21 protein-coding genes are annotated in these 23143 nt (G+C 72.9%); 11 read left to right on the plus strand and 10 right to left on the minus strand.

What is annotated here, in order from left to right; all coding sequences use genetic code 11:
* Positions 1–218 precede the first annotated feature (218 nt).
* From ACSNOK_RS07350 to ACSNOK_RS07365, 4 genes are all read left to right on the plus strand, one after another.
* Positions 219–353 (plus strand): hypothetical protein, encoded by a 135-nt coding sequence (locus tag ACSNOK_RS07350; protein WP_436779771.1) that lies wholly within the window; start codon positions 219–221, stop codon positions 351–353.
* 1 nt (position 354) lies between these two features.
* Entirely contained in the window at positions 355–507 is a 153-nt protein-coding gene (locus ACSNOK_RS07355) for a hypothetical protein (protein ID WP_436779772.1), read from the plus strand.
* An 839-nt stretch (positions 508–1346) separates the two neighbouring features.
* The gene (locus ACSNOK_RS07360; RefSeq protein WP_436779773.1) at positions 1347–1511 is read left to right on the plus strand and encodes a hypothetical protein; all 165 of its coding nucleotides are present in this window, start codon (positions 1347–1349) and stop codon (positions 1509–1511) included.
* Positions 1512–2289: 778 nt separating this feature from the next.
* Positions 2290–3408 (plus strand): NADAR family protein, encoded by a 1119-nt coding sequence (locus ACSNOK_RS07365; protein ID WP_436779774.1) that lies wholly within the window; start codon positions 2290–2292, stop codon positions 3406–3408.
* 150 nt (positions 3409–3558) lie between these two features.
* On the opposite strand, the gene ACSNOK_RS07370 is transcribed toward ACSNOK_RS07365, so the two are convergent.
* On the minus strand, positions 3559–5817 hold the full coding sequence (locus ACSNOK_RS07370; RefSeq protein WP_436779775.1) for a hypothetical protein: 2259 nt from the start codon (positions 5815–5817) through the stop codon (positions 3559–3561).
* A gap of 127 nt (positions 5818–5944) precedes the next feature.
* Between ACSNOK_RS07370 and ACSNOK_RS07375 the strand changes: the two genes are divergently transcribed.
* Positions 5945–7162, plus strand: coding sequence for a PP2C family protein-serine/threonine phosphatase (locus tag ACSNOK_RS07375; RefSeq protein ID WP_436779776.1), 1218 nt, complete (start codon positions 5945–5947; stop codon positions 7160–7162).
* Positions 7163–7211: 49 nt separating this feature from the next.
* Here the strand turns inward: ACSNOK_RS07375 and ACSNOK_RS07380 are convergent, their stop codons facing one another.
* The 3 genes from ACSNOK_RS07380 to ACSNOK_RS07390 all read right to left on the minus strand — a co-directional run bounded on the left by ACSNOK_RS07380 (position 7212) and on the right by ACSNOK_RS07390 (position 11016).
* Complete coding sequence (locus ACSNOK_RS07380; RefSeq protein ID WP_436779777.1) at positions 7212–7577, minus strand: hypothetical protein; 366 nt, start codon at positions 7575–7577, stop codon at positions 7212–7214.
* A 63-nt stretch (positions 7578–7640) separates the two neighbouring features.
* On the minus strand, positions 7641–9188 hold the full coding sequence (locus ACSNOK_RS07385) for an MFS transporter (RefSeq protein ID WP_436779778.1): 1548 nt from the start codon (positions 9186–9188) through the stop codon (positions 7641–7643).
* 349 nt (positions 9189–9537) lie between these two features.
* Complete coding sequence (locus ACSNOK_RS07390) at positions 9538–11016, minus strand: MFS transporter (protein WP_436779779.1); 1479 nt, start codon at positions 11014–11016, stop codon at positions 9538–9540.
* Between the two features lie 528 nt (positions 11017–11544).
* On the opposite strand from ACSNOK_RS07390, the gene ACSNOK_RS07395 reads away from it, so the two are divergent.
* Together ACSNOK_RS07395 and ACSNOK_RS07400 are read left to right on the plus strand one after the other, a co-directional pair.
* A complete protein-coding gene (locus ACSNOK_RS07395) occupies positions 11545–11901 on the plus strand; it encodes a hypothetical protein (protein ID WP_436779780.1) in 357 nt (118 codons plus the stop codon).
* Between the two features lie 411 nt (positions 11902–12312).
* Positions 12313–12669 carry a DoxX family protein gene (locus ACSNOK_RS07400; RefSeq protein ID WP_436779781.1) on the plus strand — a complete coding sequence of 119 codons (357 nt, stop codon included), beginning with the start codon at positions 12313–12315 and terminating at the stop codon, positions 12667–12669.
* Positions 12670–12743: 74 nt separating this feature from the next.
* Here ACSNOK_RS07400 and ACSNOK_RS07405 read toward each other — a convergent pair whose 3' ends face one another.
* From ACSNOK_RS07405 to ACSNOK_RS07415, 3 genes are all read right to left on the minus strand, one after another.
* On the minus strand, positions 12744–13208 hold the full coding sequence (locus ACSNOK_RS07405; protein WP_436779782.1) for a hypothetical protein: 465 nt from the start codon (positions 13206–13208) through the stop codon (positions 12744–12746).
* 328 nt (positions 13209–13536) lie between these two features.
* A complete protein-coding gene (locus tag ACSNOK_RS07410; protein WP_436779783.1) occupies positions 13537–15033 on the minus strand; it encodes a DUF1266 domain-containing protein in 1497 nt (498 codons plus the stop codon).
* A 105-nt stretch (positions 15034–15138) separates the two neighbouring features.
* Complete coding sequence (locus ACSNOK_RS07415; RefSeq protein ID WP_436779784.1) at positions 15139–16164, minus strand: AraC family transcriptional regulator; 1026 nt, start codon at positions 16162–16164, stop codon at positions 15139–15141.
* Positions 16165–16225: 61 nt separating this feature from the next.
* Here ACSNOK_RS07415 and ACSNOK_RS07420 point away from each other — a divergent pair, with 61 nt between their 5' ends.
* From ACSNOK_RS07420 to ACSNOK_RS07435, 4 genes are all read left to right on the plus strand, one after another.
* Entirely contained in the window at positions 16226–16735 is a 510-nt protein-coding gene (locus tag ACSNOK_RS07420) for a DUF1772 domain-containing protein (RefSeq protein ID WP_436779785.1), read from the plus strand.
* A 119-nt stretch (positions 16736–16854) separates the two neighbouring features.
* Positions 16855–17466, plus strand: a complete 612-nt coding sequence (locus ACSNOK_RS07425; protein ID WP_436779786.1) for a TIGR03086 family metal-binding protein — start codon at positions 16855–16857, stop codon at positions 17464–17466.
* Between the two features lie 112 nt (positions 17467–17578).
* Entirely contained in the window at positions 17579–18151 is a 573-nt protein-coding gene (locus ACSNOK_RS07430; protein ID WP_436779787.1) for a PadR family transcriptional regulator, read from the plus strand.
* Positions 18152–18272: 121 nt separating this feature from the next.
* Complete coding sequence (locus ACSNOK_RS07435) at positions 18273–20012, plus strand: acyl-CoA dehydrogenase family protein (protein WP_436779788.1); 1740 nt, start codon at positions 18273–18275, stop codon at positions 20010–20012.
* A 118-nt stretch (positions 20013–20130) separates the two neighbouring features.
* Here the strand turns inward: ACSNOK_RS07435 and ACSNOK_RS07440 are convergent, their stop codons facing one another.
* From ACSNOK_RS07440 to ACSNOK_RS07450, 3 genes are read right to left on the minus strand one after another with little or no spacing between them, the layout of a single operon-like run.
* Complete coding sequence (locus ACSNOK_RS07440) at positions 20131–21324, minus strand: MFS transporter (protein WP_436779789.1); 1194 nt, start codon at positions 21322–21324, stop codon at positions 20131–20133.
* A gap of 5 nt (positions 21325–21329) precedes the next feature.
* The gene (locus ACSNOK_RS07445; protein ID WP_436779790.1) at positions 21330–21908 is read right to left on the minus strand and encodes a GNAT family N-acetyltransferase; all 579 of its coding nucleotides are present in this window, start codon (positions 21906–21908) and stop codon (positions 21330–21332) included.
* The gene (locus ACSNOK_RS07450) at positions 21905–23068 is read right to left on the minus strand and encodes a type III PLP-dependent enzyme (RefSeq protein ID WP_436779792.1); all 1164 of its coding nucleotides are present in this window, start codon (positions 23066–23068) and stop codon (positions 21905–21907) included. Before ACSNOK_RS07450 ends, ACSNOK_RS07445 begins: the two co-directional genes overlap by 4 nt.
* Between the last annotated feature and the right edge of the window lie 75 nt (positions 23069–23143).

Consider the following 23143-nt stretch of genomic DNA (forward strand, 5'->3'; position numbering starts at 1 on the left):
CGGCACCGTTTGAGTACGAGGGCTCAAGTGCGCGGTCCGCGCCGGTTCGTAGCGTGCTCGCCGTACATACAGACATGCCGCTCCCGCCCCCGTACGCCGGGCCGGGATCACGGCGGCGGCTTCCTGCCTGCCCGAACGCGAAGTGGCCTCCCGGGCGTTGCGGGAGCGGATCGCCGCGGCGTCCGTGGGACCGGGCGCGCCTGGCGAACGGCCGGATCGTGCTCGAAGGGCGGTGCAAGGGCATGGTGCTGCGGCGGGCGGAGAACGTCTATCCGGGACTGTGCGCACCGTCCTTGCACATCGCCGGGGTCGAACTCGCCCTGCTGGGTGGGCGTTCCGGCCGGGGACGGTGACGTGCGGCTGGTCGCCGTCGTCCAGCCGCGACCGGGAGCCGCCCCGGTACGGCTGCGCGCCGGGCTGACGGAGCCGCCGGCCCGGATGGGGTCGGGCCGGCCGGACGCCGTGGTGTTCGCCGACATTCCGCTGGCCGGCCGTTCCTTCCGATGACCGTTCTCCCGTCCGCTGCCCGGCCTGCGGGGCGTTCCGCCGCCGGCAGCGGCCCGCGTCGTACGCCGCCGCGCCCGGCCACAGCCGATCCCGCCGGTGGAAAGTCCCGCAGGCCTCGTAAGGGCGGATCTCATGGAAACGAGCCGAATGACCGTTCCGCCACCCCTGCGCCGGCCGGCGGGCAGCGTACCGTCCGTCGCGGGCACCGCCCCGGTGCGTACGCCGTCGCGTCCGGCCGGAACCGATCCGTCGTCGTCCGCCGTCCGCCCCGGCCCCGCGGTTCGTGCGCGCCGTCTGGACCGGCGCGTCTGCACCGGTTCGCACCCTTGCTGTTCGCTCTGCTGGCCGCGGCGCGCCGCCGGCCCGTCACCCGGATCGGCACCGCGGTGCTGGTGCACGACGCCGACGCGTACCGGCAGGCGCTCACCAGCGTCCCGCTGGACCGTACGGCCGCGGGCACCGCGGGCGGGGCGGCCCTCGAACTGTCCGGCGGCGGCGCGCTCTTCGACCAGGAGGGCGGCGGCCATCGGGACGGCCGGCGAGCGGTCGCCCGCGTCCTCGGCTCTCCGGGGTGCGCCGGCTGCGGCCGGTGTGACAGGACGTCCTCGACCGCAGTCTCCCGCCGCTGCCGCCGGCCGGTCCGTCGATTTGGTGGCCTTGGCCCGCGAACTCGCCGGTGCTACCGCCTGCGCCTTGGTCGGCACCGCCGCCGACCCGGTGAGCGTGGCGGTGGCGGGCGGGCGAGGTGGCCGCCACCGCCGTACGGGACCATCTGCCCGGGCTCCCCCCGCCCGGGCGGCCGGGAGGCGGCCACCTGAGCCGCGGGCCGCCTCGGGGAGTTGCTCGCCTCGCGTGTGGACGCCGGCGAGCGGAGCCTCCGGGCGATGCCGGCGGTCGCCGCCGTCAACACGACCGTCGCCGCGCTCCCCCGCACCGCGGCCTGGTGCGGGGACGCGGTTTGTGGCGGCAGGCCGCCGATGAACTGCTGCGCCCCGCCCTGGTGACGGAACTACTGCGGGTCACCGCGCCGCCTCCACTGCTCCCCCGCGTCGCGCCGACGCCGTGCTCGGCGGCTGCCCCGTGCGGTCCGGCGAGCGTCTCCTCCTCGTGGCCCGGCACGCCGCACGCGCGCACGCCCGGCCCCGGATCTCTACCACCCCGCCCCGCCCGCGACGGCCCAGCTCGTCTTCGGCGCCGGCCCCCACGCCTGTCCGGGCGCCCGGCTCGCCCGGGCAGAGCTCGACGACACCCTCGCGGCCCTCGCGCCCTACCGCCCCGTCGTCGTCCGCGCCCAGGTGGACCGCCGGGCGGGGCTGCCGAGTTGACGCTCCCTGACCGTCCGTGCGACGACCCGCCCCTGAACACCGTGGAGAGACGTCGACGACCATCGCCGTCACCGGCTTCTGGGCTCCCGCATCGCCACCGCCGCCGCCTGCGGCATGGACGCCCTGTGCGTGGGGCGTCGGCCTCGGGCCGGTCGGTCGGCACCTCTTCTGGGACGCCCTCGCCTCACCGCCGGGTCTCGCCGGTGCCGATCCGTCGCGTCATGTGTGATCTGCGAGTCGATACGTTGAGCGATTGGGGCATCGGGCCGTCCGGCTCGCTGACCCGTCGCAGCGAAGTTTCATCAGTCTCAGCGCAGTTTGACTGATTGCCGGTTGTCTCACCGGAGTTTGACCACCGGGTTCGGCACCCGATGATGGCTGGATCTTGAGGCGGGCGGTTCAGCGGACCTGGAGAAAACCGAGGTCGACTGGGCGTTCGCTGCGACACAATCTCAGGATGATCGGCAACCGGATCACCTATCGCACCGCGGACGGCGTCCGCATACCCGGAACGTGGCGGCACGTCTTCATCCGCAATGGCCAGTACTTCCTCACCGACCTCTTCATCTACGCCGACGGGCTCATCGACTGCTGGGGCCTGGTCACCATCGAGGAGTTCGAGGAGAAGCTGCGTACCGGCTGGGTGGCTACCAGCCTCCCGGAGGGCGCGGAGGCGTCCGCGCACGGTCTGGCGCACTGGAAATTCAGCGAGCCGCGGAGCTGGCAGACGCCCGAGCTGCTGGTCGCCGAAATCCGCGACACCATCGACCAGCTGAATGGGCGGCCCGACTCGACCGGCCGCTGCCTGGAAGCAGTCGATACCTTCCTCGCTGACCGGACCGAGGAGAACCGGGCCGCGGCCCGCGCCGCGTTCCTCGCGATCCCGGAGTCGCAGCGCCGCTACGCGCTGGGCGACATGGATCGCAAGGACGCGCCATTGCGGGTGCTGGTGGCAGGGCCCGGAGGCCAGACCTACCTGTCGTTCGACGGAACAGTCACGCAGGAGGCCTACGACAGGGCCCTCGCGTACTTCGAGGAGCGGGCCCGTTGGAGGGCCGAGCGGTCCAAGCGCGTCCCTGCGGACGGACCGGTGGCGTCGCATGCTCCGGCAATCCACGTCGTCCAGACGTTCCCAAAGGAGCCGGTGGACGATCCCGGCAAGGTCGGCCTGCGCAACGACTACCCTGCCCCGGTCATCGTGGGGGAGGTCAGCTATCCCTCTGTCGCCCATGCCTACTGGGCCCTGTCGGTTGCTCAGCCCGAGGTCCGGGGCGCGATCGCCACGGCGGAGACTGCCTTCGCGGCGCGCAAGCTCGCAGCCGAGGCCCCTCGCCGCGAGGGCTGGGAACATATCCGGACCGCCGTCATGACGCGCCTGCTGCGGGCCAAGTACGACCAGCACCCCGGGCTGGCCGAGATCCTGCTGGCGACCGACGACGCCACCGTGATCTATGACGACATGGACTCGGCCTTCTGGGGCGACAATGCCGGTCGAGGCCGCAACTGGACGGGGCGTCTCCTCGAACTGGTCCGCTCCGAGCTGCACATACGGCGGACCGAGATCCCGGGGCTGTGACCGGACCAGGCGAGTAACTCAAACGGGTTGCGATCTACGCACTTCTCGTCTTCCTCTGTGGACCGTGGAGACGCTCCGCTCACCGGGGTATGGCCGATGGCGGTTGAGCGCCGAAAGCCGGCCGCGCTCAACCCCCGGACCAGGTCCGGCTCAGCTGTCGCCGGGCGGCTGATGCCCGCTCCCGAGCAGCCGCGTGTTCTCCACCATGAGGCGTTGAACGACGTTGCGCAGTGCCAGCAGCTCGTTGTCCGCGCGCCGCACCGTAGCCAGCGCCTGGTCCCGCTCCCCGCGCAGAGCTTCGACCTCCGCGTCCCGGTCCGGTGTTGACGCGAGGTCGCCCAGCACACCGGCAGCGAGGTCGCGTACGCGGACGGCGCGCAGCTCGGCTCTCGCCGCTTCGAGGTCCCGGCGCAATGCCGTGTTCTGTTCGAGCAGCATGCGGTTCTCCACCGCCAGGCCCGCGTCCTGGCGGGCCGCTGCGGCGGCCGCGGCCCGGGGCCGGTCGTCGGCGAGGTGCGCGCGGACGGCTTCCGCCTCGGCCTTGAGGTCCCGGTGCCGTTGCAGGTACTGGGGATTGACCGCGGCACGCCGGGTGATCTCCGCGTCGGAGAGCGCCCTGCGGGTCTTGCGCATGCCGGCGATGACCTCCAGCACGCGCTGTCGGCACGCCTCGCTGTCCGCACGGCGGCGAGCCGCGGCGGCCTGCCGGCCAGCGTCCAGGACTGTCGTGCGCTCAGGGGCCAGGCCCTTCGATACCTGCCACTGCGGGCTGCGGCCGCCGGTCACCTCGCAGGCTGCCGTAGGCGGCCTCCAGGCGGACGAGCTGCTCGGCCTTGCTGTCGCGCAGCTGGCGCAGCTCGGGGAGCTGGGTGAAGTCGATGGTGAAGAACTTGCAGGAGAAACACCGGTAGCACACCGGGCAGCCGTGCCGTCCGCGCGGACGTTGTTCATCTCGTGGCAGGTCCCGCCGGGGACCGGCACCTGGCCCACGCCGGCGCGGTCGGCGAGGGTGTCGGCCGGGCCGCGGGCGCGGAGCCGACCGCCGGAGATGTCGAACTGGTACTTGGCGGCGATGGCGCGGACGGCCTCCACCCTGCGCGGGTGGGAGACCCGGTAGTAGATCTGCGTCGTGGACGGCTCCAGGTGAGCCATCAGGACCTGGAGGATCTCCAGCGGCACGCCGGCGTCGGCACGCAGCTGGGCGTAGGTGCGTCGGAAGGCGTAGGGGAAGACGCGGGAGCGGTCGAAGTCCTGGTCGCGCTCGTCGAGTAGCTGGGGGATGCGGCCCATCCCTACGTCCAGCCAGTACCCGCTGGTGCTGCTGTCGTAGGGGCGTTCGCCGAACTTGTCGGCGCGGGTCAGCCGCGGTGTGGGGAACAGCAGCAGCCGCGGGGAGAGCGGCCGCCCGTCGGTGTCGAACCACTGTGGGTACTCCCGGCGGAGGTGGTCCTGCTGCCGGGTGAGCACGTCGACGTCGGTGAGGTGCAGCGGCGGCTTGTGGCGTCGGCGGACCTTCTGCATCCAGTAGACGAGGAACGGGTAGCGGCGGCGTTGCACGCTGCCGTCGGGCGCCTCGATGTCGACGTCGTGCCACTGGACGCAGTCGAACTCCAGGTGCCGGACCTCCCAAGAGCGCCGGCCTACCCGCAGGGACAGTTCGACGAAGTCACGGGGTGTGCCGTCCTGGAGCAGCGCGAGGTTCTCCTCGGCCATCAGCTGGAGGAACACCGTCTCCGGCAGGGCGTCCTGGGAGCGGCCCTCCAGTTCGCTGTCGGTGTCGTCGCGCTCCGGGAACGGCGGGACATCCTGGGCCGGCAGGTGTACCTCGGCGGCGCCGGCCTCGGCCAGCGGCGACCGGCTCTGGTCGAGGATGGCGCGCAGGGTGTGCACCAGGCCCCAGTGCCGCTGCGGGGTCACCAGCAGCGGGCCGGCGCCGGCCAGCGACGGCAGCAGACGCTCGGCGATCACCTCGCGCCGGGGGTCGTCTGCGGCGAGGGCCTCGTAGTCACTGGTGTAGCGGGCGCGGGCGGCCAGCCACCTCAGGTACATCGTCATGCCCGCTCGTCCGACCTTCGCCGGCTGGCGCCCCTCGCCCGGCAGCGTGCGCAGGAACATCGCGAACCAGCGAGCCGCGTAGCCGGCGGACTGCAACCGCGCGGTGGAGGCACCGGACGAGGACAGCAGCAGGATGTGCTCCTGGACGGCGCGCAGCAGCCAGGGGGCGTGCACGTCGCTGAGGTCGGCGGCCCCACCGCCGTGGCGTGGGTTGAGGACGTTGAGTCGGATCACCGCGCGCCGGTGCTCCGACTCGCGGTCGGCGTCCAGAAGGGGTACGGACCGCTGCCACAGGCGAAGGAAGGTCGTGTTCTGGCCCTTGGCCGGCAGATCGGCCGTGAGCAGATCGGTCACCGAGTGGTCCACCAGCCGGCCGCGCCACCGGGCCCCCTCAGAGCCGCCCTCGTCCCGATATCGCTGCCCGCGCGATCGTGATCGACGTGAGCGGGGCCGGGATCGGTGTGAGACTGGGACGGAAGGGGTGATCAAGGTGCAGGACACACCGCTCGTGCCCGCTGCCCCCGACGGCGCCGTCGATGAGAAACGGCTGGAAGAGCTCATCATCGAGGCGCAGACCGCCCTGCCCGTCGAGATGCCGGGCCTGGCGCACCGGTGCGCGGCGGCCCTCGGTCTGGGCTCTGCTCTGATCTACCTCGTAGACCTGCAACAGCAACTGCTCATCCCGCTCGACGAGGCCATGGAACCCCTGCCGGTGGATCACTCACCGGCCGGTTGGGCGTATCGCACGCTCTCCCCGCGGGTGGCGGACACCGACGACGACGTGACCGTCTGGATGCCCCTCGTCGACGGTGCGGAGCGGCTGGGCGTGCTGGCGGTGCGGACCGCCTCGCTCGACGCGGCGGGCCTGCGCCGCAGCCGGATGCTGGCCCACTTCTTCGCCATGCTGATCACCTCCAAACGCGCTTACAGCGACTGGCTCGCCGCCCGCACCCGTACCGCGACCATGGGGCTGCCCAGCGAGATGCTGCGCGCCTTCCTGCCACCCCGCACCATCGGCAGCGCGAGGTGCGTGTCGACCGCCGTCCTGGAACCGGCGTACGACATCGCCGGGGACGCCTTCGATCACGCGGTGGTCAAGGACGTGCTGCACACGATGATCATCGACTCCATGGGCCACGATCTGGCCTCCGGCCTCACCACGTCGGTGGCCATGGCGGCGGCGCGCAACGCCCGTCGCTGCGGTGGCGAGATGACCGACGTCGTCGGCTCCGTGGACCGGGCGCTCGCCCGATGGCTGCCCGACCATTTCTGCACCGGTGTCATGTGCCGGCTGGACGTACGGACCGGGGAGCTGAGTTGGGTCAACTGTGGTCACCCACCACCCCTGCTGATCCGTGCGGGGCGGGTGCTGGACGGGGCGCTGGACCGTCCGCCGCAGCCACCGATCGGCCTGGCCGACCTGTCCGGCCGAGTCGCCCGGCAGACCCACCGGACGACGCTGGAGCCGGGCGACTGCGTCCTCCTCTACACCGACGGTGTCGTGGAGGCCCGCGACGCGGAGGGTGCCGAGTTCGGCCTCGGCCGGTTCACGGACTTCATCATCCGCTCCTCCGCGGCCGGCCAACGCCCCGCGGAGGTACTGCGGCTGCTCATCCACGCCATCCTCGATTACCAGCGCAACCGGCTGCGGGACGACGCGACCATTCTGCTCTTCGAATGGCGGCCGCAGCTCAAGTGACCCGACCCCATTCTTCGGACTACGCGGCTCGACCGAGCAGCCGGCGTCGTCAGAGGTCGGTCCAGACGTGTCCCTCGGAATAGTCGTGCCGGCCCCGGAAGTACCAGTTGGCAAGATCTCCGATGCGTTCGAGGCAGTCTTCGAAGTAGGAATCGGGCGTCGGTTTAGGGAAGTCCGGGTGCGAGGTCCACGACGGTACCCAGGTCGCGACCTCATGGAAGCCTTCGGCGACCCACCGGTCGAGCTTCTCGTGGGACTGGGATCGCTCGCATACGACGCGCATCGCCCCTTCCAGGCGGGTGAAGGCGGCCCGGTCCCACTCCAGGTCACCGCGCAGCCGCAGCAGGAAGCTCCCTTCCTCCGCGTCGAATTCCCGCCTCAGAATCTCGCTTGTCTCGTCCATGGTCGCGATCATGACAGCCTCCGGGGAGACCCCGGCGTGCCGTAACCGCTCTCCTCGCGCCGTTTCCCCCCTCGGTCAGCCGTCGGCGGCCGGGTCCCCCGTCCCGGGGTCGCGGAGCATGTACGTGATGAGGACCGCGGCGACGGCGAGGAGTACTCCTGCCGCGAGGCCCGTGGTCCGGAGGCCGGTCGTGAAGGCGTCACGGGCGGAGTCCAGCAGCGCGTGGCCGGCGCCGCCGCCGGTCTGGTGGGCGACGGCCGCCGCGTCGCTGAGCGCTTCACGGGCCTTGTCCATGCCGGTGTCGGGGATGGCGTCCACCCGGTGGAGGTGGGAGCGGTAGAGGGCGCTGGTGAGGCTGCCGAGCAGGGCGATGCCGAAGGCGGCGCCGAGTTCGACCGCCGTCTCGGAGACTCCCGAAGCGGCGCCCGCCCGGTCCGGTGACACGGCGGCCAGGACGAGTTCGTTGGTGAGGGTCATGGCGGCGCCGATGCCCAGGCTCAGCACGGCGAAGGCGAGGACGACGACGGTGGTGGCGTGGCCGGCGTCGAGCAGGGCGAGCGCGGCCATGCCCACGGCGGTGAGCAGGAGGCCGACGGGCACCAAGCGGCGCGGGCCGACGCGCCGGCCGGCGGCCGCCGCGACGAAGCCGGCGGCGACCGAGAGCACCGCCCCGGGCAACAGGAGGAGTCCACCGGCCAACGGCGAGAGGCCGAGGACGAGTTGGACGTACTGCGGCAGGAGGAACATGGTGCCGCCCATCGCGAACATCAGCATCAGGTTCGCGGTGACGGCACCGGTGAAGCGCCGCACGCCGAACAGCCGCACGTCGATGACGGGGTCGGCCAGGGCGCGCTGGCGCCGTACGAACAGGTACCCGGCGGCGACGCCGAACGCCATGCAGCCCACCGCCGGCACGGCGGCGTCCCGTGCGGCGAGGGACTTGATCCCGTAGACGAAGGGGAGGGTCGCGAGCATCACCAGGGCCACGCTGGGCAGATCGAGACGGCCGGCGGCCGGGTCGCGGCTCTCGGGGAGGAGCATCGGGATCGCGACGAGGGCCACGACGGCGACCGGCAGGTTGACGGCGAAGACCGATCCCCACCAGAAGTGGGTCAGGAGCCAGCCGCCGAGGATCGGCCCCAGGGCCGACCCCGCGCTGAACGCCGAGCCCCACGCGGCCAGGGCCGTCAGCCGCTGGGCCTCGTCGTGGAAGAGGTTGCGCAGCAGCGAGAGGGTCGAGGGCATCAGCGTGGCGCCGGCGACGCCCAGCAGCGCGCGGGCCGCGATGAGGGTGGAGGGGTCGGGGGCGTAGGCGGCCATCATGGAGGCCGCCCCGAACCCCAGGCAGCCCATGGTCAGCAGCTTGCGCCTGCCGATGCGGTCGCCCAGAGTGCCCATGGTGACGAGCAGGCCGGCGAGGACGAACGAGTAGACGTCCACGATCCACAGCAGTTGCGGGCCGGTGGGTTCCAGGTCCTCACCGAGCTGTGGGACGGCGAAGCCCAGCACCGTGACGTCGATGGAGATCAGCAGTACCGGCAGGGTGAGGACGACCAGGCCGGCCCACTCCCGCGGCCCGGCGCGCCGGTGACCGTCGCGGTCCTCGGCCGTCGGACGAGTCATCGGCTTTCCCCTCGGGACGAAGACGACGAAGACAAGGGGAGACAAGGTACCCCCGGGAGCGGGCGGCCACCGGCTCCTCCCGGTCTTCCGGCGTCCTGTGTCGCTCGGCCGGTCGCGATTCTTCGCAACCGTCGGCCGCTTCCCAGCCGCCTTCGCCGTCGTCAGTGAGCCTGTCGTCGTCCACCATGTCCTCGGTGAGCACAGGCCCGGGCCCGCGTCTTCCGGCGTGCCGGCCTCCTGATCAGCCGTTCCCGGCTCACCGGGCGTACGGCGAGCGACCCGTCTCTCGGCGCTCGGGCACCGGATGCCCGCCGGTGGGGTGGCAGCCGCCTGGGGCCGTGCCCTGGTCTCACCCGTTCACCGTTTCCCGGGAGGGCCGGGTCCCCTGGCCAATGCGCCCGCGGCGCGCGTCTTCGGGTCGCGGACGGGCTGGTTCGGCACGCGTCACCAGGGCGCCCAGCAGCATCACCAGCGCTCCGCACGCCCCCATCAGCCACCAGGCCGGCCCCGCCGCGTCGGCGAACCGGGCGACGCCGGGGGCGGAGCCCGGGGGAAGGCCGGCCGAGAGGACCGCGCCGATGACCGCTACGCCGAGCGACACCCCGACCCGGCAGCTCGTCGTGCTGATGCCCGAGGCCACGCCGGCCCGTTCCCTGGGCATGCCGTCGACAGCGAGGTGGGTCGCCGGGACGTCCACCAGACCGATGCCGGCGCCGACGCAGGCGTAGCCGATGACGGTGGGGACGGTGCCGCAGTCCGTCCCTCCCACGGCGAAGAGGAGGGAGCCCGCCGCCAGGGCCGCGCCCGCCAACGTCAGCGGGATCCGGGGCCCGCGGCGGCCCTGGATACGGCCGGCCAGTGGCGCGAAGGCGACCGCCGCGGCGGGCATGGGCAGCGTCCAGAGGCCGGCGAGCAGCGGGGAGAGCCCGCGCGCGTCCTGCAGGTAGAAGGTGCTGAGGAAGAGGAAGCCGCCCAGCACCGCGAAGGAGTTCAACGAGATGACCACCGCCCCGCTGAACGGCACGCTGCGGAAGCACCGCAGATCGATCAGGGGCTCGGTCCGGCGGCGCTCGTACACCACCAGACCGGCGAGCGCGGCGGCGGCGACTGCGGCCGCGGTCAGTACCGGCGGTGCGAGGACGCCGCGGTGCGGGGCGTCGATGACGGCGTACGTGAGCGGGCCCAGCAGGGCGATCAGCAGCACCTGCCCGACCGGATCCGGCCGCCGGGCGACGGCGGCCCGCGACGCGGGGAGCCCGCGAACGGCGAAGGTCAGCGCGGCGGCTCCCACCGGCACGTTGATCCAGAAGACGGTTCGCCAGCCGCCGCCGGCCACCAGCAGGCCGCCGAGCAGCGGCCCGGCCGCCATACCGACCGCGAAGGCCGCGGTCCAGGCGCCGATGGCCCGGGCCCGGTACGCCTTGTCCGGGGCGACGTGGGTGATGACCGACAGCGAGACGGGGGCGAGCACGGCCCCGCCCAGGCCCTGCACCGCCCGGAAGATGATCAGCTCACCCGCCGAAGACGCCAGCCCGCACAGGGCGGAGCCGGCCGTGAACAGGGCGAATCCGAGCAGGAGCAGCCGCCGGTGCCCCGCCCGGTCGGCCACCGATCCGGCGAGCAGGATCAGCGACGCCACCAGCAGGTTGTACGCGTCCATCATCCACTGCGTCGCGGGCACGGACGCGTTCAACTCCCGCCGCACGGCGGGCAGCGCGACATTCAGCGCGGTCGAGTCGAGGCCGACCATGAACACGGCCAGGCAGCACACCACGAGCGCCGAACGGCAGCGGCGGCCCGCGGCGGCGGGTACGGTCGTCGCGGTCACCGGCTGCCTCCCCCTGCGCGGGGAGCCGTCGGGGAGGGCGCCGTACGCGGCCGGCGAGAGCGTCCCGACACGGAAGCGGAACTTCCGCGGTCTATGAGGCTGATCCGGCCGGGGTCGCCCCCGGAGTGGCGGGGGCCTGTTTCATCGCGGTGGACCTGGAAATTCCGTGAGGAAGTCAAGATTTCCTCCCGAAGGGACGAGCGCGGCGGGGGCGCTGCTCTCCGCCCCGCCTTCCCGGCCCAGGCTAGGATTCCTGGCGGCCGGGCCCCGTCGGACGACGGGCCGGTCCGGCGGGGGAACCCTGTGTCCTCCGATCGGAGAGGCGGAGCTCCTTCCGCTGCGCCTCCCGGGTCCTCCGGGTGGTTGTGCCGACGCGCCGGCAGGCCGGTCGCGATCGGCCCGGGTGCGGGATCCGCCGCGAGCCCGGGGCCATGCGGGAGAGGTACCTGGGCGCCGCTTCTCTCCGTTCGGGTTCGTGCTGTCGGACGGCCACGGGCGATGTCAGTGCGCTGTGAGAGCCTCCGAGACATGAGCTACGACCTTGCTGTCTGGGAAGGCGAGAGACCGGCGGATGACGAGACCGCCGGCCGGGTCTTCAGCGATCTGTACGACCGATACATCGGAAGTGAGGCGGGAGAGCCTCCCTCGGAACGCATAGCGGCTTATGTGGCCGCGCTGCTTGAGCGGTGGTGCGACATCACCGAGGACGAGGAGGACACCTCCCCCTGGTCGACCGGCCCGTTGATCGACGAGGCCAGTGGGCCGCTGATCTATTTCCCCATGCGGTGGAGCATGGCCGAGGAGGCGTCGGCCTACGCGGCAGCCGTGGCGGAGTCCATGGGACTGGTCTGTTTCGACGTGCAGCAGGACCGGCTCAGGCCGTGAGCAGGGCCGTCGATCCGCGGTAACCGATGAGAGCGGCGGCCTTGCCGACGAGGGCGGGGAGGTGGCCGGCCTCGCACTCGTAGCGTCGGTGCGGGCGCCGGCACCCGCCGTCGGCCAGGCGTGCTCCGATCGACCGTACTGAGCACACCACTCCCCCGTGCCCGCGCGGCCTCCAACAACCCTTGATGTTGCAGTACTTGTCGAACACCCTCCCGACACCGGGTGATCACCTCTGCCGACACCCAGGTACGATCACCAGCGCGCGACGTCATTGCGCGACCGCAACCTCGCGACGCACCACCGGTGTTGGGGACGCCGGCTTCGAGGTCGCCCGCCTGTCTTCCGGAGCACGGCGTACCGCACCCGGCCCCTCCCGCGGCACCGTCTCCACCTCAGCGGAACGGAGAGAACGTGTTCATCGCCTTCGTCACGGTCACCGTCCTCGGCGCGGTCTTCAACGGTGCCGCCGCCGTCACCTATCTGATCGGTCACGAGTACCCCAAGTCCCAGGCGGACATGAAGGGCATACCCCGGAAGTACGTCCCCGTGCTGGGCCTGCTGCTGGCGGCGGGCACCCTGGGGCTGCTCGCCGGGCTCGCCGTGCCGATCCTCGGAACGCTGGCCGCCTCCGGCCTCGTGCTGTACTTCATCGGCGCGATCATCGCCCATCTGCGGGTCGGCTCGCGGAACATCGTCGGCGGGATCGTGTTCCTGGCCACCGCGGTGGCCGTCCTCATCCTGGGCGTGGCGTACCACGGCGCCACCTGAACCGCGGGCGCGACGCCGTACGGCCGCCGTCGAACACGACGGCGGCCGCGGCGTGGCCGAGGTGGCGAGGAGGGTCAGATGGGCAGCCAGACGGAGAGCGCCCGCGGGTCGAAGCGGGTGAGCGTACGCGTCTCAGCGTCGTACTGGGCGTTCTCCAGCTGAATGTGCCCCTCCTCCCGCATGTTGTAGTTGCAGACGGCCCATTTGCCGGCCGTCAGCTTGTTCCGGCAACCGCCGGACCGGCCGTAATTCGTCGACCACAGGCCGACCGCGGACTTTCCGTTGCCCTTGGTGTCCTTGACGTAGACCTTGTCGCCGTTCTTGTCGAAACACGTCTTGACACCGGGGCTGGTGATGCACGGTATGGCCGCCGTGATGTCCTCGGCGTTGTCGGCGGCGACAACGCTGTCCTCGATCTCGATTCCCTCGACCATTTCGGCGGACGCCTGTCCGCCCAGCGCGGTCACGGACATGACGAGTGCGGCCAGGCCGACCCCGGCGGTCGACAGCGGCTTGGTCCAACGGCTTCTCTTCGGCACTTTCGGACTCCTTCGTCAAAGGGAACTGCGCGGCCGAACACCCGGGACTCGTAGGGACGGTGACGCGGCGCGGTACGGCGATACCTCTCCGCTCCCGGCGGGCCGCCGCGCCCGACATCACTGACCGACGCGCGTCCCTCGCCGGCTTTTCGGATCGCGAAACTACGGGGGGTCTCACTTCACCGTCAACGAGTAACGGGCGGGGCCCGGAGAAATCCGCAGGTCGCGTCGGAAAAGTGGTGCAATGGCGCTGGCGGTTAACGCAAGCGCCGTGCCAGCGGGAGGGGTCATCGGGCGTCCCCGACGGTCCCCCGCGCCGGCGGAACCCTCACCAAGGGATCGTCAGCCAAGGGCTTTCCGGGTCGGCGGTCAGAATGCGGTGTGCCTGGAGCATCTCCTCGTACCACGGTCCGAACTCCTCCTCGTCGAAGTGCAGACAGCGGCCCAGGATGTAGCCGGCGGAGAAGTCCTCCCACGAGTGGTATTCGATCCGGCTGACCCGGCTCGCGCGCACCACGGCCGACTCGGCCTCCCGCATGTCGCAGAAGCGGGCGCCGAGGCCCCAGCGGGCCATCTTCGACGCCCGGCCGAAGTCCCAGGCCAGCACGGAACGGACGGACCGGTTCCCGCGGAGCAGCCCGTCGGCGCGGAACCTGGCCTCGTAGCGGGTGATGCGCCCGATGAGTTGTCCCACGCGTCGGATCTCGGCCTCCACGTCCGGGCCGTCACCGCCGGGGCCGTCGCCGTCGGAGCCGCCGTCGCCCTCGCCGGGGCCGTCGCCGCCGAAGCCTGCCTCGGCGGCGCGCGCCCGCAGCACCCGGGCGGTCACCTCCCGCCAGTGGCCGGCTTCCACCGGTCCCCCGTACTCCCGTGCCAGAGTGCGCCGCACTCCCAGGACGAACTCCCACGGCGGACTGATCGCCCGGCCGCGCAGCAGGGTCTCCACGGTCTGCTGCCACTGTTCGCGGGTGGTGATGTCCCACCAGTCGCGCAGGCGCTCGCGCTCTCCCCGGTAGCCGGTGCCGTGCCAGGCCATGGCGTTCCACAGGGAGCCGTTGCTGACGCACAGCAGCGCCCCGCAGGCGAGGCCGTGCGCGACCTCGCCCTGGAGGGGGCCTCCGACGCGCAGGGTGCGCAGCGCTCCCGCCGGCTGGAGCGGGACGGATTCGGCGTGCCGGGTCCACAGTGCGCGGTGGGCCGCGGTGGCCGGGAAGCAAGCCTCGCTGGGGGTGCCCGGGTTGACGGACAGCCAGAGCCTGTCGTCGTACCACTCCTCGGCCAGCCGGCCCAGCGACCGGCGGAAGTACACCGTGTCGGCGACGGGCGCGGGCAGTACGCCATGGGTGAAGAACCCGAGCGTGTGGGCGCCCACTTGAGGGTTCCAGTAGGGCGTGTGGACGACGAGGCCCTGGTCGGCGTCGGCCCTGGGCATGGGGTGGTAGAGGTAGGCGCCCGCCAGGACGTCGAAGTAGGCGGCCCAGTCCTGGCGCGTCTTCGCCTCGTACAGACCGCGCTCGACTTCGGAGGGCGGCTGCCAGGCAGTGGCGGGCGGTGGCCAGGCGGCGGAGGATGCCTGGCCGCCGGTCTCCGGCGATGGCCCGAACTCGGGCGGGCCGAAACCGGGTGGCCCGAACTCGGGTGGCCTGAAGCCGGCCTGACTTGAGCCGGGCGTTCCGGTGACGGGCAGCCCGGCTCCCACCGACGGCCCCGACCCGGGCGGGCCGAAGCCCCCTCGCGCCTCGGTGCCGTGCTCCTGCCCGTCGGCGGACGGCCCGAAGCCCCGCCCCGCGCCCGGGGCCGCCCCGCCTCCTGTCTCGGTTCCCATGAGCCGAGACTCTACAAACCGCCGTACCGGCACCGCCGTCCGGCCGGGCCTCGCGTTCTCGGCGCGGCGCACGGCCGGCGGCCGGCCCGGAGCGCGGGCCTCCGCTCAGGAAGCCGCCGGTCCCGGCTCGGCCGGTCGCGCGCGGCAGGCGACGCGGTGCTGGGCGGGGCTGAGGCCGCGGACGCGCTTGAACGCCGCGCTGAGCGCGAAGGCGCTGCCGTACCCGACCTGCCGGGCGACGGCGGCCAAGGTGGCGTCGGAGGAGGCGAGAAGGTCGGCGGCCAGGGAGAGGCGCCAGTCGGTGAGGTAGGCCATCGGCGGTTCGCCGACCAGTTCGGTGAAGCGGCGGGCGAGGACGGCGCGGGAGACGCCGGTCTCGGCGGCGAGGGCGGCGACCGTCCACGAGCGGGCGGGGTCGGCGTGCAGCAGGCCGAGCGCGGGGCCCACCACCGGGTCGCCGTGGGCGCGGTACCAGGCGGGGGCCGCGGCGCCTTCCCGCGTGAGCCAGGCGCGCAGCGCGCCGATCAGGATCAGGTCGAGCAGCCGGTCCAGGACGGTCGTCTGTCCCGGTTCGTCGCGTCCCATCTGTTCCCGCAGCAGCGGCAGCAGCGGCGAGTGCCACTCCCCGGCGGTGAGCAGCAGCGCGTTCGGCAGGGTGTGCAGCAGGCGCCGGCCGACCTCGCCGGGCATCTGGTAGGTACCGCTGACGAGTACGTGGGCGGCGTCCAGGCGTACGCCCCAGGTCCGGACGCCGCGATGGAGTTCCGCGCACACTTCGTTCCCGGCCCGGTCCGTCGCCACCTGCCCGGGGTGGACGGTCCACCGCGGCTCGGTCGAGGGGTGGTCGGCGACCGTGTACGGCTCGGGGCCTCGCACGACCGCGAGGTCGCCCGGGCGCAGCCGCACGGCGGGCCGCCGGTCGTGCAGAATCCAGCCCTCGCCGCGGAACATGGTCAGGACGGTCAGCGGTGCCCCGTCCTCGACCCGGATCGCCCAGGGCGGGTCGAACACCGAGCGCAGCAGGAAGGCGCCCTGGGCCCGGGTGCCGGTCAGCAGCGCGTCGAGCGCGTCCCCGCCGGGCGGCGCGGGGGCCACCGGACGCTCGCTTATGCGGCCGGGGTTCTCGGCCATGGCCGACGGCGGGCCCGGCCGGTTGACTGACGGCACGGCACGGTGGACGGGGGTTACGGGTATGTCGGATTTTCGCACTGCGGTCCTGTTCGGTGCGGTGGTGACCAGCGGGCTGGGCGCCGGGCTCTTCTACGCGTACGCCTGCTCCGTGATGCCCGGACTGGCCCGGTCCGACGACCGGAGTTTCGTCGAGGCGATGCGAGAGATCAATGTGGCCATCCTCAACGGGTGGTTCATGCTCTCCTTCCTGGGTCCCTTGGCGCTTATCGTGCTCGCCGCCGCGCTGGAGCCGCGCGGCGGCGGTCGCGCCGCGTTGGTGTGGCTCGCGGCGGCCGCCGCCTTCCAGCTCGCCGTACTGGTGATCACCGGCGTGGCCAACGTACCGCTCAACAATCGTCTCGCGGCGGCCGGTTCCGCGGAGAGCGCCACGGATCTCGCCGCTGTCCGCAGCGCCTTCGAGAGCGCCTGGGTGCGATGGAACCTGATCCGTGCCCTGGCCTCCACCGCCTCCTTCGCGTGTGTGTCCTGGGCGCTTTTCCTCTCCGCCCGCACACCGATCCCTGATCACTGACGGCGCGCGACGACCGACGGGCTCGGGGACGGGCAGGAGGACGACGCCCACGCCGTCTCCCCCGCTGGACGTCCGATTTCCGCCGGAGAAGGCGGCGCGCGGTGACCAGACTCAGGCCCATGAACGACACGAACATCACCGACGACAACACCCTGCTCAGCCGCTTCGACATCGCGGCCGAGGGGTTCGGCGCCCGGCTGCGGGAGGTGCCCGGCACGGCCTGGGGCATGCCCACGCCGTGCACCGAGTGGAACGTGCGCCGGCTGGCCGGGCACATGGTCCAGGGCAGTCGCCTCTACACCGCGCTCCTGCGCGGCGGCGGCAGCGCCGAGTTCCTGGCCGGTCTGGATCCGGACGCGGTCGAGGGCGACCCGGTGACCGCCTACCGGGAGGCGGTGGCCGAATGCCGGGCGGCCTTCCACGCCGCCGGTGCGCTCGACCGGACCGTCGACTACCCCTTCGGCCCGGTCCCCGGCCGCCGGCTGCTGGGCCTGTACGTGGTGGACGCGATCACGCACACCTGGGACCTCGCCCGCGCGGTCGGCCTCGACGAGCGGCTCGACGCGGGCACGGTGCGGTGGGTCCTCGACCGGTTCGAGTGGATCTACGAAGGGGTCAGTGAGAGTCCTCTCTCGGCCGGCCACACCTACTACGGTCCGGCGGCGGAGCCGTCGCCGGCCGGCGGGTCCGGGCAGGACCGTCTGCTGCGGCTGATGGGCCGCGAGCCGTAGACCGCGGGCGAGGGGCGGAAAGCGGGCGGAGGGCCGGGCGGGCGGGGTGAGCCCGGTCTCACTCGGGCGGCGGCTCTTTCCTATGAAACGAGTTGCATAGATGATCCAGGGCATGGCGCTCGAACACGCGATCCTCGTCTCCCTGCTGGAGCAGCCGGGCTCCGGCTATGAGCTGGCCCGGCGGTTCGAGCGGTCCATCGGGTACTTCTGGACCGCCACCCACCAGCAGATCTACCGGGTCCTGAAGCGGATGGTGGGCGACGGCTGGATCGACGTCCGGGAGGTGGCCCAGCAGGGCCGGCCGGACAAGAAGGAGTACTCGGTGGCGGCCCCGGGCCGGGAGGTCCTTGCCCGGTGGCTGTCCGAGCCGGTGGAGCCGGAGGGCCTGCGGCACGACCTCGCGGTGAAGATCCGCGGAGCGGCCTTCGGCGATCCCGCCGCGCTGGTCGGCGAGGTCGAGCGGCACCACCGCGTCCACTCCGAGCGGCTCGCCCACTACCTCGCGGGCGAGCGTCGCGACTTCACCGGACCCGAAGCGCCCGGAACCCTCGACACCGGGCAGGAGCTCCAGCACGCCGTCCTGCGCGGCGGGATCGCGTACGAGCGGATGACGCTCGCGTGGCTCGACGACGTCCTGGCCACCCTGCGCCGCATCGGCACCGCGCAAGGCCGAGCGCACGACTGAGCGCGGGCGGGCGTACGGGCGAGCGCACGGCTGAGCGCGCGCCCGGCGCCGGACACCTCCGACATCCCCCAGCCCTCATCCCCCCCAGCCCTCATCCTCCGAGCCGGAAAGGCGAACCTCCATGGCCGACCCGCTGCTGTTCAACCCGCGCACCTACGACCCGGCGCACTTCGACCCCGAGACCCGCCGCCTGCTGCGCGCCACGGTCGACTGGTTCGAGGAGCGCGGCAAGCGCAAGCTGATCGAGGACTACCGGTCCCGCGCCTGGCTCGCGGACTTCCTCGCCTTCGCCGCCAAGGAGGGCCTCTTCGCGACCTTCCTCACCCCGGCGGCGGCCGCCGGCGCGGCGGAAGGGGCCGGGGACAAGCGCTGGGACACCGCCCGGATCGCCGCGCTCAACGAGATCCTCGGCTTCTACGGCCTCGACTACTGGTACGCGTGGCAGGTCACCATCCTCGGCCTCGGCCCGGTGTGGCAGAGCGACAACGCCGCCGCCCGCGCCCGGGCCGCCGAACTCCTGGCGGACGGCGAGGTGTTCGCGTTCGGCCTGTCCGAGAAGACGCACGGCGCCGACATCTACTCGACCGACATGCTGCTGGAGCCGGACGACAGCGAGGGTACCGGCGGCTTCCGGGCCACCGGCTCGAAGTACTACATCGGCAACGGCAACGCGGCGGGCCTCGTCTCCGTCTTCGGCCGCCGCACCGACGTCGAGGGCCCCGACGGCTACGTCTTCTTCGCCGCGGACAGCCGCCACCCGGCGTACCACCTGGTGAAGAACGTCGTCGACTCCTCGAAGTTCGTCAGCGAGTTCCGCCTGGAGGACTACCCGGTCCGTGCCGAGGACGTGCTGCACACCGGCCGTGCCGCCTTCGACGCCGCGCTCAACACCGTGAACGTCGGCAAGTTCAACCTCTGCACCGCCTCCATCGGCATCTGCGAGCACGCGATGTACGAGGCCGTCACCCACGCGCACAACCGGATCCTCTACGGCCGTCCGGTCACCGCCTTCCCGCACGTGCGCCGCGAGCTGACCGACGCCTACGTCCGTCTGGTCGGGATGAAGCTGTTCAGCGACCGCGCGGTCGACTACTTCCGCTCCGCCGGCCCGGACGACCGCCGCTACCTCCTCTTCAACCCCATGACGAAGATGAAGGTGACCACCGAGGGCGAGAAGGTCGTCGACCTCATGTGGGACGTCATCGCGGCCAAGGGCTTCGAGAAGGACAACTACTTCGCCCAGGCGGCCGTCGAGATCCGCAGCCTGCCGAAGCTGGAGGGGACGGTCCACGTCAACCTCGCGCTGATCCTCAAGTTCCTCCGCAACCACCTGCTGGAGCCCGCCGGTTACGAGCCCGTCCCGACCCGTCTCGACGCGGCCGACGACGCGTTCCTGTTCCGCCAGGGCCCGGCGCGCGGCCTCGGTTCCATCCGGTTCCACGACTGGCGGACCGCCTTCGACGCGTACGCGCACCTGCCCAACGTCGGCCGTCTCCGCGAGCAGGCGGACGCGCTGTGCGCGTTCGTCACCACCGCCGCGCCGGACGAGGAGCAGAGCCGTGACCTCGATCTGCTGCTGTCCGTGGGCCAGTTGTTCGCCCTGGTCGTGCACGGGCAGCTGATCCTGGAGCAGGCGCGCCTGACGGATCTGGACGAGGACGTGCTGGACGAGCTGTGCGCCGTGCTGGTCCGCGACTTCTCCGCGCACGCCGTCGAGCTGCACGGCAAGGACTCGGCCACCGAGGAGCAGCAGCGCTGGGCGCTCGGCGCGGTCCGCCGCCCGGTCGTCGACGAGGGCCGCTCGGCGCGGGTCTGGGAGCGCGTCGAGGCGCTGTCCGGGGCGTACGAGATGGCGCCGTAGACGGGCCGAACGCCGGACGGGCTCGTCTCAGCCCGTCCGGCGTTCGAGGACAACCGTGCGGCGCGCGGTTTCGGGGTCCGGGGCGTCAGCCCCGGGAACCGGTGAAGGGGTGGAGACCTCAGCCGCTCACCGGTGTCCACCGGATGCGCGTGCTGCACAGGGACACCACGCCCGCCGCCGCGGCGACGGCGGCGAAGCCCCAGGCCAGGCTGCTCGCGTTGGCGATGAAGCCGATGAGGGGCGGCCCGGCGAGCAGGCCCGTGGTGCCCATCGCGGCGACCAGGGTCAGGGAGTCGGAGCCCTGCCGGGCCGCCGCCGCGTAGACGCAGGGGGTCACGGCCGCGGTGCCCAGCCCGACGCAGGCGAATCCGATGAGGGCCGCCGCCACGCCCCCGCTGAGCAGCGCGAAGGCGAGTCCCGCGGCGGCCAGGGCGCTGCCCAGGAGGACGACGCGGCCGTCGCCCCAGCGGTCGCGCCGGCCGTCGGCGAAGAGGCGGGCCACCACCATCATCCCGGAGACGACGGCGATGCCCAGGGGCGCGAGCCCGGCGGACGCGTGGGCGACGTCCTTCATGTAGAGGGTGGACCAGTCGTTCATGGCGCCCTCGGTGACGGTGCCGAAGGCCATGGCGCAGCACATCCAGAGGGTGATCCGGGACGGCAGGGCGCGCCGGCCGCGCTTCCGTGCCTTCCCGTCCTTCCCGTCTTTCCCGGTCGTCTCGCCATCCGCCGCCTCGGCCGGCGCGTCCTCCGTGAGGAGGCCGCCTCGCGCGGCGGCGTTGAGCAGGACGAGGAGGGCGGCGGCGGTGCCGAAGTGCGCCCAGAGGGACGGGGTCAGGGCGGTCAGGCCGGAGGCGAGGAGGGCGGCGAGCAGGGAGCCGCCGCTGAACGTCGCGTGCAGCCTGGCCATGGCCGTCCGCTCGTAGCGGGCTTCGAGGGCCGCGCCTTGGGCGTTCATGGCGACGTTGAGGCAGCCCACGCAGACGCCGTCCACGCCCAGGACCAGCAGGGCGACGGGGTAGTTCGGGGCCGCCGCCAGGGCGGGGAGCAGCAGGGCCAGGGCGAGCTGGGACAGCAGGGCGAGCCGCGGGGAGCCCAGGCGTTTCATCAGCAGGGCCACCAGCGGGAACGAGACGGCCGCGCCGATGCCCGCGGCCATCAGCAGGACGCCGACCTCGGCCGCGGACAGGCCGAGGTCGGTCTTGAGCGCCGGGATCCGGGCGGCCCAGGTGGCGTACTGGAAGCCGAGGGAGCAGAACAGCGCGACGATGGCCCAGTGGGCGCGCCGGAAGGAGGGGTGGGGACGGGGCACGGGGATCAGCTCGCTTCGTGGTGCACGGGCCGGCCGTGTGGTGCCGTCCCGCCCGGTTCGGGGTCCTCGGCGTCGTCGGCGGGCACCGGCCGGGACATGTAGACGGCGTGGGGGCCGTAGCCGTCGGGGAGAGGGACGTGGGGGTGTGCGGTGAACCCGCGGGCCGACCAGAACGCCTCGCTGCCGCCGACGGAGACGAGGGAGATCCGCTCGTCGCCCCGCGCCCGGGCGGTGCGCGTGAGGTGCAGCAGCAGATGCCGGGCCAGCCCCCGGCGGCGCAGGTGCGGCGCGACGACGATGTCGTGCAGGTGGAGGTTGGCGGCCGGGGCGGCCGGTTCTCCCGGTGTTTCGGGCGCTGTCAGGTCCGGGCAGCGGTCGGCGGGGTAGGGCAGGGCCAGCAGGTAGCCGGCCGGCCGGGAGCCGACGTCCAGCACGAAGCAGGTGTCCGGGGAGGCGTCCGCGCGGGACCGCAGCGCGGCGGGCCCCTCGGAGAGGCCGAGCGGGGCGTAGGCGTCGGCCTCCAGTGCCACGACGGCGTCCCAGTCGCATTCGGTGATGCCGCGGACGCGGATGCCGACGCTCACCGTGGCCACGCTCCCCCGGGCCGGTCGTCGGCGGGCGCGTCCGGGCGTTGTCCTCCGACGCAGGTGTAGGGCAGCGGGGCGATCCCGTTGAAGCCGCGGGTCATGTAGCTGGTGGCGTAGGCGCCGGAGGACAGCACCCAGACGGGGTCGCCCGAGGCCAGGTCTGCGGGGACCTCGACCGGCGCGTGCCCGGGTGTGTGGGCGTCGTCGCTGTCGCAGGTGGGCCCGGCGAGGACGGCGGGGACGTACCCGTCGCCGTGCCGCCCGGGGAACACCAGCCGGTACTGGAGCGCGTCCATCTCGTACAGGCCGTTGAACTTGCCGACGCTCAGATAGAGCCAGTGCCGCGGTCCGCCGTCCGGGTGGGGGCGCTCGGCGAGACGGACGACGTGGGCGCGGACGGCTCCGTGGTCGGCGACGAGGTGGCGGCCGGGTTCGATGACGAAGTCCAGCGGGGCGCCGTGGATCCGGCGCAGGTCGGCCGTGCCCTCGCGGATCGCCGTGAGGATGGCGTCCAGGGGCGGGTCGAGGGGGACGCCCCGCCGGTCGAGGTAGCCGAGGGCGGGCAGGCCGCCGCCGAGGTTGACGTGGTCCACGGTGATGCCGCGGTCGCGCAGGAGGGTGAGGACCCCGCCGAGGGCGGTGAGGGCGGCGCACCAGGCCTCGGCCGTCATCTGCTGGGAGCCGACGTGCACGGAGAGGCCGGACGGGGTCAGGCCGAGCTCGCGGGCCCGTTCCAGTACGCGGACGGCCTGGCCGGGCGGGCAGCCGAACTTGTGGGTGAGGCCCCACAGCGCGCCTTCCCCGCCGGTCGCCACGCGGCAGAAGACGCGGGCACCGGGGGCGTGGCGGGCGATGGCCTCCACGTCCTCCAGGCTGTCGGTGGCGAAGTCGCGGACGCCGAGCCGGTGGGCGTGGGCGATGTCCCGGTCGGATTTGACGGTGTTGCCGTAGTGGGTCCGGGCCACCGGTACGCCCGCCCGGAGGGCCTGTTCCATTTCGAGCGGGCTCGCGGCGTCCACTCCGGCGCCCGCGCGGGCCAGGGTGGCGAGCACCTCGTCGACCGGGCAGGCCTTCATGGCGAACCGGACGTCCACGCCCGGGAGCCGGCGGCGGAGCTCGTCGTAGCGGGCGCGGATGCCGTCGAGGTCGAGGACGATCCGGTCCTCGTCGGCGGCGGCGAGCGCGGCGAGCCGCCGGACGTTCCCGGCCCGGTCGAGGCCGGCGGTCTCCCG

Origin of the sequence: Streptomyces sp. URMC 126 (genome assembly GCF_051386555.1) — a bacterium.
GTDB lineage: Bacteria > Actinomycetota > Actinomycetes > Streptomycetales > Streptomycetaceae > Streptomyces.

What these genes read in the sequence shown, in the direction of transcription:
- ACSNOK_RS07365 (WP_436779774.1), top strand. Translation starts at nt 2,290, where the DNA reads ATGATCGGCAACCGGATCACCTATCGCACCGCGGACGGCGTCCGCATA.
- ACSNOK_RS07380 (WP_436779777.1), bottom strand. Translation starts at nt 7,577, where the DNA reads ATGATCGCGACCATGGACGAGACAAGCGAGATTCTGAGGCGGGAATTC.
- ACSNOK_RS07385 (WP_436779778.1), bottom strand. Translation starts at nt 9,188, where the DNA reads ATGACTCGTCCGACGGCCGAGGACCGCGACGGTCACCGGCGCGCCGGG.
- ACSNOK_RS07395 (WP_436779780.1), top strand. Translation starts at nt 11,545, where the DNA reads ATGAGCTACGACCTTGCTGTCTGGGAAGGCGAGAGACCGGCGGATGAC.
- ACSNOK_RS07410 (WP_436779783.1), bottom strand. Translation starts at nt 15,033, where the DNA reads ATGGGAACCGAGACAGGAGGCGGGGCGGCCCCGGGCGCGGGGCGGGGC.
- ACSNOK_RS07415 (WP_436779784.1), bottom strand. Translation starts at nt 16,164, where the DNA reads ATGGCCGAGAACCCCGGCCGCATAAGCGAGCGTCCGGTGGCCCCCGCG.
- ACSNOK_RS07420 (WP_436779785.1), top strand. Translation starts at nt 16,226, where the DNA reads ATGTCGGATTTTCGCACTGCGGTCCTGTTCGGTGCGGTGGTGACCAGC.
- ACSNOK_RS07425 (WP_436779786.1), top strand. Translation starts at nt 16,855, where the DNA reads ATGAACGACACGAACATCACCGACGACAACACCCTGCTCAGCCGCTTC.
- ACSNOK_RS07430 (WP_436779787.1), top strand. Translation starts at nt 17,579, where the DNA reads ATGGCGCTCGAACACGCGATCCTCGTCTCCCTGCTGGAGCAGCCGGGC.
- ACSNOK_RS07435 (WP_436779788.1), top strand. Translation starts at nt 18,273, where the DNA reads ATGGCCGACCCGCTGCTGTTCAACCCGCGCACCTACGACCCGGCGCAC.